The following is a 15,726-nucleotide window of genomic DNA, read 5'->3' on the forward strand; positions in this document are numbered from 1 at the left end:
GGAGTGTGAACCGCCCCTCTGATCCGACCCAGCGCGTCTGGAACGCGATGCTTACCTGGCGCGCGCCGGACATCTCCCGGATGGAATCGGTGCGAGTACAGGTGTCCGGCAAGCGAATTAAGGCTGCGGGCCGCATCGTGGCCGCGGCTACCGAGACAAACCCGGCATTCGGCGCCTTCTACGAAGTGCAGACCGACGAGAGCGGAGCGACCAAGAGGTTCGGTCTGACGATCACCCTCGCCGAGCGGGAGCGGCAGCTCGCCATCGCCCGCGACGAGGAAAACATGTGGATGATCACCGACCACCAGGGCGAGCGACGCGAGGGTTACAACGGCGCACTCGACGTCGACGTGGTGTTCAGCCCGTTCTTCAACGCGCTGCCGATCCGCCGTCTGGGGCTACACGAGCGGGCCGAAACCATCACGTTGCCGGTGGTCTACGTCAACGTGCCCGAGATGACCGTCACCGCGGCCACGGTGAGCTACACCGGGCAGGGTGGCCCCGACGGCATCAAGCTGCGTTCACCCGTTGCCGACACCACCGTGAGCGTCGACGACGAAGGGTTCATCGTGGACTATCCCGGATTGGCAGAGCGGATCTGATCACCTGGCCCGCCCGGCCGGCGGCGGCCAGTTCGTTGCGCCAGTTCGGCGCGCCGATCACGACGGCGAAGATGTCGGAGCGCGGGAAGTTGTCGTAACGCGTTCGCGCGGCGTGACCCGCCTCGACGAGCTCGGCCACCGAGTTGTCCCAGTCCAGCGAGTCGCGGGCGCGACTCAGCAGGTCGGTGATGCGGTCGACTGCCTGCAGCAGATGAACCGAGTTGCTTTCGCACATCGCGCGCACCAGCTCCGGGGCGCTGCCGGCCACCCGGGTGGCGTCGCGGAACGAGCCGGCGGCCAGCGCAAAGGCCAGCGGGATCTCGGCGGCCGTCACCGCGAGCGCCTCGGCGAGCAGGTGCGGCAGATGCGAGATGGCGGCCGCCGCGGCGTCGTGCTCGTCGGATTTGGCCGGCACCACCAGCGCGCCGCAATCCAGCGCCAACGTCATCACCATCCACCACACCACCGGGTCCACATGGTCGTCGACGCTGATCACCCATGGAGCCGCCGTGAACAATCCGGCATGCCCGGCCGCCCAACCCGAGCTTTCGGTGCCGGTCATCGGGTGACCGCCGACAAAGCGGTCCCGCAGACCGGCCGCGACGACCTCGTCGAGCACCGCCGTTTTGACGCTGGTGACGTCGGTGAGCGGGCACTTCGGGGCCAATTCGCTGACGTGGGCGAGCATCGTCGGCAGGGCCGGCATCGGGACGGCCAGCACGATCAACGCGCCGGTGTCGGCGGCGCGGGTCAGCGCGTCATTGAGCTCGGTCGTGGCGTCAAAGCCGTCGGCGAGCGCTCCGTGCGCACCCTCCACCGAGCGGTTGTAGCCGAACACGTCACGGCCGGCAGCCGCGGCCGCCCGCATTATCGATCCGCCGATAAGTCCCAACCCGAGCACGCACACCGGCGTCCTGGTCGCAGTCTCAGCCACAGTCCAAGGTTGGCACAGTTGGGCGGATGACGGTGTGTCCAGGTCCCCTCGCTGGTGTGCGCCTTCTGGTCAAGCGGCCTGGTCAGCGACTAGCGTAGGCGCCCATGGGACGAGAGCGGGCCGCAACGCAAGGCCCGTCCGTGGACACACCGGACGGCTTTGGCGTCGCCGTCGTTCGCGAAGAGGGCCAATGGAGTTGCTCTGTGATGGCCCCCAAATCGCTGACGAGCCTGGCTGCCGCCGAGACAGAATTGCGTGAACTGCGTAGTGCGGGAGCGGTCTTTGGGCTCCTCGACATCGACGACGAATTCTTCGTCATCGTGCGTCCCGCACCGTCGGGAACCCGGCTACTGCTCTCGGATGCGACGGCGGCACTGGACTACGACATCGCCGCCGAAGTTCTGGACAACCTGGACGCCGACATCGATCCCGAGGACCTGGAGGAAGCGGATCCGTTCGAAGAAGGCGACCTCGGGTTGCTATCCGACATCGGGCTGCCCGAGGCGGTGCTGGGCGTCATCCTCGATGAGTCCGACCTCTACGCCGACGAGCAATTGGGCCGCATCGCCCGCGAGATGGGCTTCGCCGACCAGCTGTCGGCGGTGATCGACCGCCTCGGTCGGTGAGGACCGACGAAGATCTGATCCGGGCCGCGCTGGAGGCCGCCGCGACGGCGGGCCCCCGCGATGTGCCGATCGGCGCGGTGATCGTCGCCGCCGACGGAACCGAACTTGCGCGGGCGGCGAATGCCCGTGAGGCTCTTGGTGATCCGACCGCGCACGCGGAGGTCGTGGCGATGCGCGCGGCGGCCACGGTGCTCGGCGACGGGTGGCGGCTGGAGGGAGCCACGCTGGCCGTCACCGTCGAACCCTGCACGATGTGCGCGGGCGCCCTGGTCCTGGCGCGCGTCGCGCGGCTGGTGTTCGGTGCGTGGGAACCCAAGACCGGAGCCGTCGGATCACTGTGGGACGTGGTCCGCGACCGCCGGCTCAATCACCGACCGGAGGTGCGCGGCGGTGTGCTCGCGCAGGAGTGTGCCGCGCCGCTGGAGGAGTTCTTCGCCCGCCAGCGATTGGGGTGAGCGGCGACTGTTTGGGTAAGCTGCTCGGCGGTGGCGTGTCCGAGCGGCCTAAGGAGCACGCCTCGAAAGCGTGTGACGGCTAAAACCGTCCGAGGGTTCAAATCCCTCCGCCACCGCCACAACTACCCGCGAGAATCGCAGGTGGTTGTGAACTTTTGCGCAACAAGGGGGGCCCTAAGAAATGGTCGGACTCTCGTCCGTAGTCGATCATTCTCAACGCCGGCCAACCGCGCGGAGTATCGATCTCAGGCCCTCTGACGCCCGGGCGGCTGCGGCTAATGTCCAGGATCGACGAGAACCTGCTCGGCGATGCGGACGCAGTCCGCGAGGCTTGAGTCAGCGTGTAGTGCCACTTGGCCGAGGATGTCGCGGACCTCGTCTGCGGTGACGCCATTGGCTAGGCCTTTATTGATCTCGAGACGCAGATCATCGGTTCGCAGGAGAGCCGCGGCGGCGGCGATGTTCAACATGCTGCGATCTTTTGCCGACAAACCGGTGGCGTGTTGCGGCTGCGGATCATCGCCTTGCATGCGACCTTCTAAATCTAAAGTGGTGAAGCTCAACGTGTTTCACTGGTCTTGAAACTCGCTTTCGTCGTGCGCTGACCCCCGGCTTGTCCGCTCTGCGCTTCGTATCCGCTCGTCAGGCGGAACACCGCGCGGTCAAGGATCGGAAGGATGCCGGTGACGGCGATCTCGCCCGCGGTGAAGCGGCCCAAGAGCCCGTACACCAGGGTGGAAATGATGGTGTCGAGGTCGGCGATGAAACTGTCTTCGACGTCGCCGAGCACTTCGAAGAATGCGGGCACAGCCATATCCAGGCCGTGGCGAACGAGTTGTTGCCCGCTCGGTGCTGCCCGGGCGCGGAAGTAGGCCGTGAGCATGTCCGGGTGCTCCTCCCAAGGGAGAAATATGGTGCGCAACGCGCGCATAAGGCCGGTGTAGAGCGATTCGTTGGGCTCACGGGACTGGCCTGAAAGCTTTGCGAATCGATGCTCGTCCATCCACATCTGCACGGCTGCGGCGATCAGCTCATCACGATTTGAGTAGTGCTTGTAGATGGTGGTCAATGACGTCTGCGAGCCACGGGCGACTTCGCGCAACTGGACGGCGTCATAACCCTTCGTTTCGAGGATCTGCACGACCGCGTCCAGGATTCGGGCGTCGGGCCGCCTTGCATTTCGATGTGCGCCATCTGAGCGGGTCACGAGCGGGTCACTGTCCACAACACCTTGCCGTCTAGGAGTAACGCAGTTACTCTACTCGGGATAACACGGTTACTGTTAGCGCACAGGTCGCCGTGCAGGCGCAATGAAGCGAGGACTGATGGGCCGTCTGGACGGTAAGGTCGCATTCATTACAGGGGTGGCACGTGGCCAGGGCCGCAGCCACGCGATTCGCTTGGCGCGCGAGGGGGCCGGCATCATCGGCGTGGACATCTGTGCAGATATCCCCGCCAACCACTACCCGATGGCCAGTCGAGCCGAACTCGACGAGACGGTCGATCTCGTCGAGGCCGAGGGCGGCAAAATGCTGGGATCGATCGCGGACGTGCGCGACTTCGCTCAAATCAAAACGGCGGTGGACGTTGGTGTCGAGCACTTCGGGCGGCTCGACATCGTGCTGGCCAACGCGGGAATCGCCCCAGTGGCCTTCCGCGAGCTCAGCATCGAAGAAGAGCTAGCGCAGTGGAAAGCTGCCGTTGGGGTCAACCTTGACGGCGCATATCACGCCGCGCAGGCGGCGATCCCGTATCTGCTGTCTGGCAACCGCGGCGGAGTCATCATCTTCACTAGTTCCACGGCAGGACTGAAAGGTTTTGGGGGCCTGCAAGGCGGTGGGTTGGGCTATTCGGCATCCAAGCACGGCATCGTCGGGCTGATGCGCACGCTGGCGAACGCCTTGGCGCCGGCCAACATTCGCGTTAACACGGTGCACCCAACTGCGGTCAACACCATGATGGCCGTGAACCCTGCGATGACGGAGTTCTTGGAGAACTACCCCGGCTCGGGTGAACATCTGCAAAACCCGCTGCCCGTCGACATGCTCGAGCCGGCGGATATCAGCGCGGCTATCGCTTACCTGGTGTCCGACGAGGCCAAATATGTGACCGGTGTGACCTTCCCGGTCGACGCCGGCTTTTGCAACAAGCTATGAGGACCAACACGATTCGTGGCGACGCTCGCTTGAACGGACGGGTTGCGGGCAAACGTGTATTGGTGACCGGGGCTGCGCGCGGAATGGGCCGCAGTCATGCGGTGCGATTGGCAGAGGAGGGCGCCGACCTCATCCTCGTCGACATCTGCGCGTCGCTGCCAGAGTTGGAGTACCCGCTGGCCTCGCGTGAAGACCTCGACGAGACCGCCCGCCTGGTCGAAAAACACGATCGCCGCACCATCACCCGGGTCGTCGATATCCGCGACGCTGACGCGCTGGCGGCGGCGGTCGCAGACGGTGTGAAAGAGCTGGGCGGGTTGGATGCGGCGGTGGCCAATGCCGGTGTGCTGACCGTCGGGACGTGGGACTCAACGACATCCGAACAGTGGCGCACGGTGCTCGACGTCAACCTCATCGGCACCTGGAACACGTGTGCGGCGGCGCTGCCGCATCTGGTCGACCGGGGCGGCAGCTTGATTCTCATCAGCTCCTCCGCCGGCATTAAGGGCACCCCTTTGCACCTGCCCTACACGGCCTCCAAGCATGGGGTTGTCGGCCTGAGCAAGGCGCTAGCCAATGAGCTTGCGGCGCAGAGTATTCGGGTGAATACCGTCCATCCCACCGGGGTCGAGACGGGTATGCGTCCGGAGTCGATGCAGGAAATACTGGCCGGGACTCGTTCGGACTTGATCCCGATCTTCTTGAACGCCTTGCCCGCCATGATGGCCGAGCCGATCGATATCAGCAACGCAGTGCTGTTCCTAGTGTCCGATGAGTCAAGATTTGTGACCGGACTTGAGTTCAAGGTTGACGCCGGCGTCACCCTGCGGTGAACGCCTGCATCTCGAGCAGAAGGCCAGACGATGACGGCAGTCAAGACCGAACGTTCCGAACGCGGTAGGCGCGTATTCACAGAGGTGATGACCTTCGATCCGCCCGAGGATCGAAGCCCCACGACCACGAGCGCTCTGATCGACTTCATCTTTGGCGAGATCTGGTCTCGCCCTGTTCTGAGTAGACGAGATCGGCGCTTCGTCACACTCGCCTGCGTGGCCGCCGCTGACGCCGAACAGCCGCTGCGCGAGCATGTCTATGCAGCCCTCAACAGCGGTGACGTGTCGATCACTGAAATCCGGGAAACCGTATTACATTTCGCGGTTTACGGCGGGTGGCCGAAGGCATCGCTGTTCAACATGATCGTCGACGAACAATGGGATCGCATCCACCGCGAGCGCGGCGAGGCGGCACCGGAGCCTGAACCGCTGCTGCCGCTGGTCACACCCAGCGACCCGGAGCGCCGGTTGTTGTCCGGAGAGCAGTCGTTCAGGGACGTCAACTGCATGCCTTACGTACCGATCCGGGACAACCCGTATTCCGGGGCTGGCATTTTGAACTTCGTGTTCGGCGAGATGTGGCTGCGCCCCGGGCTCGGAATGAAAGAGCGGCGGCTAATTACCGTCGCGTGTGTGGCGATTCAGGATGCACACATCCCGATCCTGAGCCATGTCTATGCCGCACTCAAGTGTCGCGATGTATCTTTCGACGAAATAGACGAACTGGCACTACATTTCGCGGCCTACTACGGATGGCCAAAAGCCTCCCACCTCAGCGATGTGATCACCGAGCAGAAGCAGCGGGTCCTCCATGAGTGGGCGGCGGAAGCCCAGGAAGCCCCATGATCGCCATCGGGACCGTGCCGCCCGCCGCACCCGGTGGGCCGGTCGGTCTCCTGGTGGGCGGTGACCGGATCACCACATCATCTGGCGCAACTCACAGCCATATCTATCCCGCTACCGGCGAGCCGAATACCACGATCGTGCTCGCCGGGCCGGCCGAGATCGACGATGCCATCTCGTCGGCGCGCGATGCTCAACGGGAATGGGTCGGGCTCACCGTGGACCGCCGCCGGGATCTGCTCATCGACCTGGCCGATGCTGTGCAGGAGAAATTCACCGAGCTCAGCGAGCTCAACGTCCACGACTACGGGGTTCCGGTCTCTATGGCCGGGACTTCGGTGCTCTTGGAGCGGTTCCTGCGTTACTTCGCCGGATACGCTGACAAACCCCACGGGTCGAACACACCGGTCACGGGGTCGTTCGATGTCAATCTCGTCGAGCGTGAACCCTACGGTGTCGTCGGCGTCATCGCTCCCTGGAACGGTGCCCTGGTTGTCGCGGGCGCGTGCGTGGCCCCGGCGTTGGCGGCGGGAAACGCGGTGATCTTCAAGCCATCCGAGCTGGCGCCGCTGGCCTCCTTGCGGTTTGGCGAATTGTGCGTCGAAGCTGGCCTGCCACCAGGACTTGTCAATGTCGTACCCGCCCAGGCTGACGGCGGGCAGGCGCTCGCGGAGCATCCCGGCATCGGCAAGCTCCATTTCACCGGTGGTGGTGCTACGGCGCGCAAGGTCCTGCAATCGGCCGCGATCAACCTCACCCCGGTTGTTGCTGAACTCGGGGGAAAGTCAGCCAACATCGTCTTCGCGGACGCCGACCTGGACACCGCCGCAATGATCTCCGCGCACCAAGGCCCGCTGATGCAGTCGGGTCAAAGCTGTGCTTGTGCAAGCCGTTTGCTGTTGCACGAGTCGATCTACGACGCCTTCGTGGAGAAATTCCTGGCTACCGTCAACGCCGCGACAATCGGCGACCCGTTCGATCCCTCGGTGACGTTCGGACCCGTCGTCAGTCAGGCCGCCGTCGGCCGGATACTGCAGGCAATCGACAACGCCGTCAGCACCCGCGCCGGTGAGCTTCTCATTGGCGGGCATCGCATCGGGGGCGAACTTGCCTGCGGCTACTACATCGAACCAACCGTTCTCGGAGACGTGGAGAACTCGTCGGAACTCGCGCAAACCGAAACGTTTGGACCGGTGGTGTCTCTTATCAGGTTCAGCGATGACACCGAAGCGGTGCGGATCGCCAACGACACTCCCTACGGTCTGAACGCTTTCATACACACCCGCGACCTCAATCGCGCCCACCGCGTCGCCCGTCAACTAGAAGCCGGCTCGGTGTGGGTCAACAAGTTCAGCGACATCGAACCCCAAGGGCCCTACGGCGGCTACAAGCAAAGTGGGTTCGGGCGCACCGGCGGCATCGATGGACTGCGCGAATTTCAACGGACCAAAAACATCCGCATCGGTATGTGATGGGCGTGACCACCGGTATCGAACGCACAACCGTTATGGGCCAAAGGGAAATCGCGTGAGGGTCGGATTCATCGGGCTAGGCAGTCAGGGTGGCCCGATGGCGCGCCGGATCATCGAGGATGGCTATCAGACGACGCTGTGGGCGCGCAGACCCGAAACCCTTGCTTTGTTTGCTGACACCGCGGCTCACGTCGCCGAGTCCCCGGCTGAACTCGCGGCCGAGAGCGATCTGGTCTGCTTGTGCGTGGTTGGTGATGCCGATGTCGGCGGACTCGCTGATGGACAGGACGGGCTGCTGGCGGGCCTGAAACCGGGCGGCGTCATCGCGGTGCACAGCACGGTGCACCCCAACACCTGCCGAGAATTGGCCAAAAAGGCTGGCGTCCAGGGTATCTCGGTGGTCGATGCGCCGGTCAGTGGTGGCGGTGGTGCGGCGTCCAAAGGGTGTCTCCTGGTGATGGTGGGTGGGGACGCCGCCGTCGTCGAGCGCTGCCGACCGGTCTTTCAAACCTATGCCGACCCAGTCGTGCACCTTGGCGAATTGGGGTCCGGGCAGGTCGCGAAGCTACTGAACAATCTGATGTTCACCGCCAACTTGGGAACGGCGGCCACCGCCCTTTCACTCGCGAAGGCCCTCGGCGTATCGCCGGACCGTCTGACCGATGTCGTCGCCTCCAGTAGCGGAAATAGCTTCGCGCTCAACGCAATTAGGGGTGCCGGCGGTTTGGGCCAGCTTGGCGGATACGCGGGAACGCTATTGCAGAAAGACGCGCGACTGATTGTCGATCTCACCGACTCAGCGTCGGCACACGCGGGTGCAGTGCTCGACGCGGCCGACGCCGCGCTGGCCCTCATGGGATACCCGCGCTGAGAGCCATCGCCGGTGCGGCTCCGGTCTTCTCGTGGAGGCGACGGTTCACCCGCACCGTGCGAGAGCCGGGCCGTCCATCTCAGAGTTGGGCGTACACCGTCTTGGTTTGCATAAAGCTCTCGATACCTTCGCGGCCCCATTCGTAGCCCCAACCGGACTGCTTGTGTCCACCGAACGGCATCGAATGGTCGAACACCATCTGGCAATTGAGGGTTATGGTGCCGGCCTGCAGGCGCTGGGCCAATCGGTGCGCCCGGCTGATGTCTTTGGTCCACGCGGTGGCGGCCAGACCGTAGTCGGAGTTGTTGGCCAGCGCTACGACTTCGTCGTCATCGTCGAAAGGCAGGACAGCGACCACGGGACCGAAAATCTCCTGCTGATAAAGCCTCATAGCGGGGTCGACGTCGGTGAGCACGGTCGGGTGAACGAAGTAGCCGCTACGGTCGAGCCGGTTACCGCCGGTCACGACTTCCACCCCATCGCGCTTGCCCTCGTCGATGAAGCCCATCACCCGGCTGAGCTGCCTTTCGCTGATAATGGGACCGATGAGCGCGTTGTCGTCAGCGGGGCCGCCCAGCTTGACCGAGTTCGCCAGGTTCGCCACGCCTTCGACGACCCGCTCATAGATACTCTGCTGGGCGAAGATGCGTGATCCGCTGATGCAGCCCTGACCCGAGTGGATGAAGATGCCCATTGCGGCCATCATGATCGCGGTATCGACGTCAGCGTCGTCGTAGATCAGCACCGGTGATTTCCCGCCGAGTTCGAGCATGACTCTTTTCAGGTTGCCACCGGCGGCCCGCACGATCTGTTTGCCGACCTCGGTCGAACCGGTGAAGGCGACCTTCTCGACACCGGGGTGAGCGGTGATCGCCGCGCCAGCCGTGTGCCCGTATCCGGTCACCAGATTGACTACGCCGTCGGGAATCCCGGCTTCAGCAAGGATTTTTTCCAGCAGCAGCGCCGAGAGGGGGGTTTCCTCGGCGGGTTTGACTACACAACTGCAGCCGGCAGCGAGCGCAGGCGCGAGCTTGGTACAAGCGTTGAACACCGGCCCATTCCACGGGAATATCAGCCCGACCACACCGTAAGGCTCTTTGAGGGTGTAGGCGTGCATCGTCGAATGCACGCCGCTGATGCCGCCGGTCTGTTGCACGTCGTGGGCGATGCCGTTGACCTTCGTGCACCACCCCGCGTAATAGCGAAACGTTTCAGCGCTGGTCGACATGATCATCGACGCCTGCTTGTAGGGCATACCGGTATTCAGTGAGTCCAGCTGGGCGAGTTCGTCGGCGAGCTGATCGATCAAGTCGGCTACACGCCACAGGACTTTCGCCCGCTCGTTTCCGGGCAGCCCGCGCCAGGTGCCCGCATCGACGCTGGCCCGGGCCTTGGCGACGGCCTGGTCGACCGCTGACGCGCCGCCGTCTCTGAATTCGGTTATCTGCTCTTCGGTCGCAGGATTGATGATCGGAATCACCTCGCCGGTCCCAGGCCGGTGACGGATCTCGTCCAGGATGGACTGCACGGTCATGGCAAAGCCTCTCGGTCAAAATCTCTGGCTACTCTGACGGCGGTCAGTCCGCCGCGGTGAATTCGATGTGCAACTCGGTAAGCCCACGCAGCAAAAAGGTCGGCGCGTAGCGGTACTGGCGGTTGGAGGTTGGCCCGTGCTTGGCGGCACTGATCACGATGTCGCGGGTTCGGTCAAGCAGGCGATTGATGGTGATCTGTCCTTCCACCCGCGCAAGTGGGGCACCCGCGCAGGTGTGGATACCGCGGCCGAACGCGATGTGCTCGCGCACGTTCTTTCGATCGATCCGAAACTCATTGGGATTGTCAAACTTTCGCGGATCGCGGTTGGCCGCGCCCAGGCACAGCATGAGCACCGTGCCGGCCGGGATATGCACCCCGCCCAGCGCGGTGGTCTTGCGCGCCAGCCGGAAGTCGACCTTGGTCGGACTCTGCATTCGCAGTGCCTCTTCGATGAACGAGCCGACAAGCTCTCGGTCAGCCCGTAGACGCTCTTGTAGCTCGGGCTGATCACCGAGGATCTGCACCGCCGAACTCAGCAGCTTGGTCACGGTCTCCTGTCCAGCTGCGAACAAGAAGGTGGCCGGGCGGACCACCTCCAACAGCGGTGGGGTCGAGCCATCGGGGTAGGTCGCGGTGGCCAGGCCGGTGAGCACGTCGTCGCGAGGCTGTTGGCGCCGCTCGGCGATGTAGCCGCTGAAGAGATCGTCGAGATATTGCAACGGGTTGCTGCCCACGGGCTCGTGATCGAGGGCGCCCACCCGGGCGCCGGGTGCATTACCCGCGCCGAGATTGCGACGGATCTCGGCGCGGTCCTCGTGCGGAACCCCGAGTAGATCGGCAATCGCCAATGTCGCAAAAGGCTTTCCGTACTCGCTCAGGAACTCGCAGCGGCCGTTGGCGATGAACTCGTCGAACTGGCGGTCCGCTAGGTACCAGATGTAGTCCTTGTTTTCCTGCAGCCGCCGCGGTGTCAGCAGCCGCCCCAACAGCGAACGGGCCTTCTCGTGTTCGGGCGGGTCCATGACCACCATGTGCTCAAAGATCGGGAACTGGTGGCGGTGGGCTTCGATCTGGTCGCTGATGTCATCGCCTTCGGGGGTAAACGGCAGCGGCGGGAATGGGCCGCCGATCGCGTTGACCGCCGAGAACGATTCGACATCCTTGAACGCGGCCTGGACTTCCTGGTAGCCGGTCACGGCCACCACCCCGTGGTGTGGCTCCCGGAACACCGGACCCTGGCCGCGCAGATAATCCCAGTATTCATAGGGTTCTTGCGCGATCTCGGCATCGGTGAAGTAGTCGACGTCAGCGACATCGGTCATTAGTCCAGATCCTTTCCGGCGCCGAAGAAACCAGGCCGATAAGCGGGGCACATCATGCCGGCGTTTCTTCCCGGGCCACACTGATGGCCTGACGCGGACAGGCGGCCACGGCGGCTTCCACTCTGGGGCGCAATGACTCATCCGGCGTCTCATCGCAGGTCGCGATGTCATCATCGAGATCGAAGACTTCGGGGGCGATCTCGATGCACAGGGCGTGCGCCTCACACAGACCGGGATCGACCCGCACGCGCAGAAGTGCGGTCATCGTCGCCGACCTATGCCGTCGGCGCTCTTCGGTGCGGTCGGCATGGACCCTCCATCCCGTATTGCTCTATTTCGCGGCTTCAAAACTGATCGATCGAACAAATTGCTAGAATGCGGTATGCCTACCACGTCCCGCGCGGCCCGGTCAAGCAACCGGGAGCCGACCAACACAGGGCCGACTCCGCGCAGCAAGAGGAACGGTGATGCAGGGGCCCGCGGCAAGCTGATCGAGGCGACCGCCCGGATCATGCGCGAAGAAGGCTATGCCGCGGCCACGTCACGGCGGGTGGCCGCCGAGGCAGGCGTCAAGCAGGCCCTGGTTTACTACTACTTTCCGACGATGGACGACCTGTTCCGCGACGTGCTGCGCGCCGGCGCGGAGGCTGCGCTGGTGCGGATGCGAGCCTTACTCGCCGATGACGATCCCCTCCGGGCGCTCTGGCTGATGAACAGCGACCCAGCCTTGACGACTCTCAACGCCGAGTTCATGGCATTAGCCAACCACCGCAAGACAATTGGAGCCGAGCTCAAAGCGTATGCCGAACGTGTCCGCGACATCGAGACAGCGGCCGTCACGATGGTGCTGCGCGCCAATGGCATCGACCTCGAAGAGTATCCGCCCGTGGTGATCTCGATGCTGATTGCGCAAACCGCGCGCAGCCTGTGCAACGAGAATGCCGTCGGCGTCACCCAAGGCCACGACGAGTTGCGCGCATTCGTTGAACGCCAGATCGGCCTGCTGAAATCGGCTGCGCCCGCGTCGACATAGCCTTGCTGGCCCCAGTTTGCGGCGTCACAGCGCGGGAATGACTGTGTTCTGCGCACAGCAATGTTGGACTGCTATTACAGACGTCTGTTGACAACCGCACCGGAGCAATGTCACGCTTCCTGATCGATCGACCAAATAGTTTGGTTGTGAACAGTGTCAGGCCGGACCACTAGTGCAGCCGGCCTCTGGGAGCAGTGAGGTGCAATCATGGGCGGACGAGTCGAGGGCAAGGTCGCGTTTATCACCGGCGCGGCCCGCGGCCAGGGACGCAGTCATGCGGTGCGCCTAGCCCAAGAAGGTGCCGACATCATCGCGGTTGACATCTGCAAACCCATCAGCAGCAGCAGCCAGATCGCGCCATCGACACCCGATGACCTGGCCCAGACCGCGGACCTCATCAAGGGCCTCAACCGTCGTATCGTGACCGCAGAGGTCGACGTGCGCGACTACGATGCTCTCAAGACGGCAGTCAACAGCGGTGTCGAGCAGCTGGGCCGTTTGGACATCATTTGCGCCAATGCTGGAATCGGCAACGGCGGCCAGACCCTGGACAAGACCAGCGAAGACGACTGGCAAGACATGATCGACGTCAACCTCTCGGGAGTCTGGAAAACCGTCAAAGCCGGTGTTCCACAACTGATTTCCCAAGGGCAAGGTGGATCGATCATTCTGACCAGCTCGGTTGGCGGTCTCAAGGCCTACCCGCACACCGGTCACTACATCGCGGCCAAACACGGCGTCGTGGGCCTGATGCGCAGCTTTGCCGTCGAACTCGGCCGACATTTCATCCGCGTCAACTCCGTTCACCCCACCAACGTGAACACACCAATGTTCATGAACGACGGAACGATGAAACTGTTTCGGCCCGATCTGGAAAAACCCGGCCCAGATGACCTCAAGGTCGCCGCGCAGTTCATGCATGTTCTCCCGATCGGATGGGTCGAGCCGCTGGATATCAGTAACGCGGTGCTGTTCCTGGCATCCGATGAATCTCGTTACATCACAGGACTTCCTGTCACCATCGATGCGGGGAGCATGCTGAAGTAAGTCCCTGCCTCAGCTCGGCCGTGACCTCTGACCCGTGGTGCGGTTGGATCGCGCGACCGGGGATTACCGCACCCTTCCCGGCGCGTGATGCACCATGAGGAGTCATGGGCACGTCTGACAGCACAGCCGTATTCGACACCGCCGAGGGGACACTGGTCAGCGTCGGCTACGAGGGGAAGACCGTCGGCGATGTCGTTGGACAGAAACTCGAACAGGATGTGCGAGTCCTCGTCGACGTGCGACTCACACCGCTGAGCCGCAAGCCAGTGACTATCGAAGACGAAGCTGTCCGGCGCTCTCACCGCCGTGGGGATCAACTATGTGCATCAACACCCTCGAGCTGACGTTTAGTTCTCGGGGGAGGGCTGAAAATCCCAACCCGGATCGGCATTCCAGCCCGGATCCGGTTGGGAGTTCTGCGGAATCGGCGGGGGATTCCAGCCGGGATTCGATGGGTCGTCTGCGGCGAATCCGCCGCTTACCAGCCGCGCCGCCCCCGGTGCGGCAACGGTCGCTGCTTCACTGGGCCGCACGACGTCGAATAGCGCGAGTGTCGCAATCGTTGCGGCCCCGGCGAATATCAGTTGTATTGTCCGGATTTGTCGACGCCGACGGTCGGCTGATGTTGTTGCATGCCCGCGGTGGTCGATGGCTGTTGTCATTCTTCATCTTTGCGCCTCGCTACTAGCCGCAGGCTGGGCGATCGTTATCGATCACGTGTGAGGTTGCAGCGGCGAGAAGGCGCGGCATATGCGCCATCCACCGCCGGCTTTCTTGTCGATTCGAGGTATTTGTAACCCGCGATCCTATTTACTGTGACCCAACTCACTCGTGGCCCCCGCCGGCAGCGTGGTCCGTGGGCAAGTGAGTGTAGGAGGGGCACCAATGAAGTGGTTGGCGGCATGGTGGGGGCAGGCCGACCATTTCGATTGGCTGACAGGCTATTTGCAAGCCCACGGGCTGGGTGCAAACACTCGCAGGCTGTTGGCTGGGGTGGCCGCCTCGTTGGTGCTGGTGCCGGCCAATGTGTGGTTGAACCATGCCCTGGTGTATCGGCCTGTGGCGCTGGCGTATTCGGTCCTGGCTGCCGTGCTGGGGCTGGGCATGGCGATGCTCTGGTTGCGCGGGTGGCCCACTCGGCGTCAGTCCCTTTTCTTCATTCTGAGCGGCAGCGTGCTGATCGGCGTCGGCTGCTTGTGGCAACCCCAACCGCTTGTCGGATTGATGGCATGCTCGGCTCTGGCGGTTACCGGCGGCTACATCGCGTTCTTTCACACCGCCAAGTACATGGCGCTCAACTTTTGGCTGGCCAGCGTAATTGGGGCGTGGCAAGGGGTGCGTCTGGCCGTCGCGGGGCAAGCGATGCTGGCCTTTACCGGCTTTTTTCTGGTTCTGGAACTCAACGTGATCGTCCCGCTCGCCATCCAGATCGTCGTGCGCGCGCTCTGGCTTGATTTATTGAGCGCCAACCGCGACCCGCTGACCGGCCTGCTGAATCGGCGAGCCTGCTATCGGGCCATCGTCGGGCGGATGCTCGTCGGCTCCAACCAGATGTTTTTGGTGGTGGCCATGGTGGATTTGGACCGCTTCAAAAAGCTCAACGACACACACGGACATGCCGCCGGCGACAAGGCACTCGTCGCGGTAGCCGGCGCCTTGAACGCTGCCTGCGGCGCTACCGCCGTGGTCGGTCGCGTCGGCGGCGAGGAATTCTTGATCGCCGACATCGTCAGAGCCGAACACAAGCCCGGGTGGGGTCGGCAGCTCTGTGACGCCGTGGCCGCAACCAACGCCTCCGTCACCGCTAGCGTCGGAATCGCCACCCTGGCATTGCGCACCATCGTTACGGACCAGGCCGACCAAGCGTTTCGCCAGTTGGTTGCCCACGCCGACAACGCCATGTACGAAGCCAAACGGGATGGGGGAAATCAAATCCGCCACCACCCGGTCGTGGCCTGAGCCTGCTTGCCCCGGCCCGGATCAGCGGCGAAGTCGC

Annotated in this window: 19 protein-coding genes and 1 tRNA gene; 13 read left to right on the top strand and 7 right to left on the bottom strand. The window is 63.6% G+C overall.

Annotated features, from left to right (window positions below; translation table 11 throughout):
• Positions 1 to 47: 47 nt before the first annotated feature.
• Positions 48 to 602 (top strand): putative glycolipid-binding domain-containing protein, encoded by a 555-nt coding sequence (locus ACZY0B_RS23665; RefSeq protein ID WP_463766683.1) that lies wholly within the window; start codon positions 48 to 50, stop codon positions 600 to 602.
• Here the strand turns inward: ACZY0B_RS23665 and ACZY0B_RS23670 are convergent.
• Complete coding sequence (locus ACZY0B_RS23670; RefSeq protein WP_463766684.1) at positions 565 to 1,509, bottom strand: prephenate dehydrogenase; 945 nt, start codon at positions 1,507 to 1,509, stop codon at positions 565 to 567. The two genes, ACZY0B_RS23665 and ACZY0B_RS23670, sit on opposite strands and share 38 nt — an antisense overlap.
• A 131-nt stretch (positions 1,510 to 1,640) precedes the next feature.
• On the opposite strand from ACZY0B_RS23670, the gene ACZY0B_RS23675 reads away from it, so the two are divergent.
• The 3 genes from ACZY0B_RS23675 to ACZY0B_RS23685 all read left to right on the top strand — a co-directional run bounded on the left by ACZY0B_RS23675 (position 1,641) and on the right by ACZY0B_RS23685 (position 2,736).
• Positions 1,641 to 2,162 carry a tRNA adenosine deaminase-associated protein gene (locus ACZY0B_RS23675; RefSeq protein WP_463766666.1) on the top strand — a complete coding sequence of 174 codons (522 nt, stop codon included), beginning with the start codon at positions 1,641 to 1,643 and terminating at the stop codon, positions 2,160 to 2,162.
• Positions 2,159 to 2,617 (top strand): nucleoside deaminase, encoded by a 459-nt coding sequence (locus ACZY0B_RS23680; RefSeq protein ID WP_463766667.1) that lies wholly within the window; start codon positions 2,159 to 2,161, stop codon positions 2,615 to 2,617. Before ACZY0B_RS23675 ends, ACZY0B_RS23680 begins: the two co-directional genes overlap by 4 nt.
• Positions 2,618 to 2,646: 29 nt before the next feature.
• Positions 2,647 to 2,736 (top strand) — tRNA-Ser (locus tag ACZY0B_RS23685).
• A 156-nt stretch (positions 2,737 to 2,892) separates the two neighbouring features.
• Here ACZY0B_RS23685 and ACZY0B_RS23690 read toward each other — a convergent pair.
• Positions 2,893 to 3,180 (bottom strand): carboxymuconolactone decarboxylase family protein, encoded by a 288-nt coding sequence (locus tag ACZY0B_RS23690; RefSeq protein ID WP_463766668.1) that lies wholly within the window; start codon positions 3,178 to 3,180, stop codon positions 2,893 to 2,895.
• Positions 3,177 to 3,842, bottom strand: a complete 666-nt coding sequence (locus tag ACZY0B_RS23695; RefSeq protein WP_463766669.1) for a TetR/AcrR family transcriptional regulator — start codon at positions 3,840 to 3,842, stop codon at positions 3,177 to 3,179. Before ACZY0B_RS23695 ends, ACZY0B_RS23690 begins: the two co-directional genes overlap by 4 nt.
• A gap of 100 nt (positions 3,843 to 3,942) precedes the next feature.
• On the opposite strand from ACZY0B_RS23695, the gene ACZY0B_RS23700 reads away from it, so the two are divergent.
• From ACZY0B_RS23700 to ACZY0B_RS23720, 5 genes are read left to right on the top strand one after another with little or no spacing between them, the layout of a single operon-like run.
• Entirely contained in the window at positions 3,943 to 4,773 is an 831-nt protein-coding gene (locus ACZY0B_RS23700) for a mycofactocin-coupled SDR family oxidoreductase (protein ID WP_463766670.1), read from the top strand.
• Positions 4,770 to 5,606 carry a mycofactocin-coupled SDR family oxidoreductase gene (locus ACZY0B_RS23705; protein ID WP_463766671.1) on the top strand — a complete coding sequence of 279 codons (837 nt, stop codon included), beginning with the start codon at positions 4,770 to 4,772 and terminating at the stop codon, positions 5,604 to 5,606. The genes ACZY0B_RS23700 and ACZY0B_RS23705 overlap by 4 nt, the downstream gene beginning before the upstream one ends.
• 30 nt (positions 5,607 to 5,636) lie before the next feature.
• Entirely contained in the window at positions 5,637 to 6,452 is an 816-nt protein-coding gene (locus tag ACZY0B_RS23710) for a carboxymuconolactone decarboxylase family protein (RefSeq protein ID WP_463766672.1), read from the top strand.
• On the top strand, positions 6,449 to 7,921 hold the full coding sequence (locus ACZY0B_RS23715) for an aldehyde dehydrogenase family protein (protein WP_463766673.1): 1,473 nt from the start codon (positions 6,449 to 6,451) through the stop codon (positions 7,919 to 7,921). Before ACZY0B_RS23710 ends, ACZY0B_RS23715 begins: the two co-directional genes overlap by 4 nt.
• Positions 7,922 to 7,976: 55 nt before the next feature.
• The gene (locus ACZY0B_RS23720; RefSeq protein WP_463766674.1) at positions 7,977 to 8,792 is read left to right on the top strand and encodes an NAD(P)-dependent oxidoreductase; all 816 of its coding nucleotides are present in this window, start codon (positions 7,977 to 7,979) and stop codon (positions 8,790 to 8,792) included.
• 79 nt (positions 8,793 to 8,871) lie between these two features.
• On the opposite strand, the gene ACZY0B_RS23725 is transcribed toward ACZY0B_RS23720, so the two are convergent.
• The 3 genes from ACZY0B_RS23725 to ACZY0B_RS23735 are packed head-to-tail and all read right to left on the bottom strand — an operon-like array spanning position 8,872 to position 11,903.
• On the bottom strand, positions 8,872 to 10,326 hold the full coding sequence (locus ACZY0B_RS23725; RefSeq protein ID WP_463766675.1) for an aldehyde dehydrogenase family protein: 1,455 nt from the start codon (positions 10,324 to 10,326) through the stop codon (positions 8,872 to 8,874).
• A 43-nt stretch (positions 10,327 to 10,369) separates the two neighbouring features.
• A complete protein-coding gene (locus tag ACZY0B_RS23730; protein WP_463766676.1) occupies positions 10,370 to 11,650 on the bottom strand; it encodes a cytochrome P450 in 1,281 nt (426 codons plus the stop codon).
• 52 nt (positions 11,651 to 11,702) lie between these two features.
• Positions 11,703 to 11,903, bottom strand: a complete 201-nt coding sequence (locus tag ACZY0B_RS23735; RefSeq protein WP_463766685.1) for a ferredoxin — start codon at positions 11,901 to 11,903, stop codon at positions 11,703 to 11,705.
• 234 nt (positions 11,904 to 12,137) lie between these two features.
• On the opposite strand from ACZY0B_RS23735, the gene ACZY0B_RS23740 reads away from it, so the two are divergent.
• The 3 genes from ACZY0B_RS23740 (at position 12,138) to ACZY0B_RS23750 (ending at position 14,074) form a co-directional block, all read left to right on the top strand.
• Complete coding sequence (locus ACZY0B_RS23740) at positions 12,138 to 12,683, top strand: TetR/AcrR family transcriptional regulator (RefSeq protein WP_463766686.1); 546 nt, start codon at positions 12,138 to 12,140, stop codon at positions 12,681 to 12,683.
• 207 nt (positions 12,684 to 12,890) lie between these two features.
• A complete protein-coding gene (locus tag ACZY0B_RS23745; protein ID WP_463766677.1) occupies positions 12,891 to 13,730 on the top strand; it encodes a mycofactocin-coupled SDR family oxidoreductase in 840 nt (279 codons plus the stop codon).
• 104 nt (positions 13,731 to 13,834) lie between these two features.
• On the top strand, positions 13,835 to 14,074 hold the full coding sequence (locus ACZY0B_RS23750; protein WP_463766678.1) for a hypothetical protein: 240 nt from the start codon (positions 13,835 to 13,837) through the stop codon (positions 14,072 to 14,074).
• Between the two features lie 3 nt (positions 14,075 to 14,077).
• Here the strand turns inward: ACZY0B_RS23750 and ACZY0B_RS23755 are convergent, their stop codons facing one another.
• Positions 14,078 to 14,392: a hypothetical protein gene (locus ACZY0B_RS23755; RefSeq protein WP_463766679.1), complete on the bottom strand. Its 315-nt coding sequence runs from the start codon at positions 14,390 to 14,392 to the stop codon at positions 14,078 to 14,080.
• 223 nt (positions 14,393 to 14,615) lie between these two features.
• Between ACZY0B_RS23755 and ACZY0B_RS23760 the strand changes: the two genes are divergently transcribed.
• Positions 14,616 to 15,689: a GGDEF domain-containing protein gene (locus tag ACZY0B_RS23760; RefSeq protein WP_463766680.1), complete on the top strand. Its 1,074-nt coding sequence runs from the start codon at positions 14,616 to 14,618 to the stop codon at positions 15,687 to 15,689.
• Positions 15,690 to 15,726 lie beyond the last annotated feature (37 nt).

It is taken from the genome of Mycobacterium sp. IDUB_19 (assembly GCF_055419445.1).

Coding starts and splice junctions, on each gene's coding strand:
- ACZY0B_RS23705 (WP_463766671.1), top strand. CDS start 4,770: ATGAGGACCAACACGATTCGTGGCGACGCTCGCTTGAACGGACGGGTT.
- ACZY0B_RS23755 (WP_463766679.1), bottom strand. CDS start 14,392: ATGACAACAGCCATCGACCACCGCGGGCATGCAACAACATCAGCCGAC.
- ACZY0B_RS23750 (WP_463766678.1), top strand. CDS start 13,835: ATGGGCACGTCTGACAGCACAGCCGTATTCGACACCGCCGAGGGGACA.
- ACZY0B_RS23675 (WP_463766666.1), top strand. CDS start 1,641: ATGGGACGAGAGCGGGCCGCAACGCAAGGCCCGTCCGTGGACACACCG.
- ACZY0B_RS23700 (WP_463766670.1), top strand. CDS start 3,943: ATGGGCCGTCTGGACGGTAAGGTCGCATTCATTACAGGGGTGGCACGT.
- ACZY0B_RS23710 (WP_463766672.1), top strand. CDS start 5,637: ATGACGGCAGTCAAGACCGAACGTTCCGAACGCGGTAGGCGCGTATTC.
- ACZY0B_RS23725 (WP_463766675.1), bottom strand. CDS start 10,326: ATGACCGTGCAGTCCATCCTGGACGAGATCCGTCACCGGCCTGGGACC.
- ACZY0B_RS23715 (WP_463766673.1), top strand. CDS start 6,449: ATGATCGCCATCGGGACCGTGCCGCCCGCCGCACCCGGTGGGCCGGTC.
- ACZY0B_RS23760 (WP_463766680.1), top strand. CDS start 14,616: ATGAAGTGGTTGGCGGCATGGTGGGGGCAGGCCGACCATTTCGATTGG.
- ACZY0B_RS23745 (WP_463766677.1), top strand. CDS start 12,891: ATGGGCGGACGAGTCGAGGGCAAGGTCGCGTTTATCACCGGCGCGGCC.
- ACZY0B_RS23665 (WP_463766683.1), top strand. CDS start 48: ATGCTTACCTGGCGCGCGCCGGACATCTCCCGGATGGAATCGGTGCGA.
- ACZY0B_RS23730 (WP_463766676.1), bottom strand. CDS start 11,650: ATGACCGATGTCGCTGACGTCGACTACTTCACCGATGCCGAGATCGCG.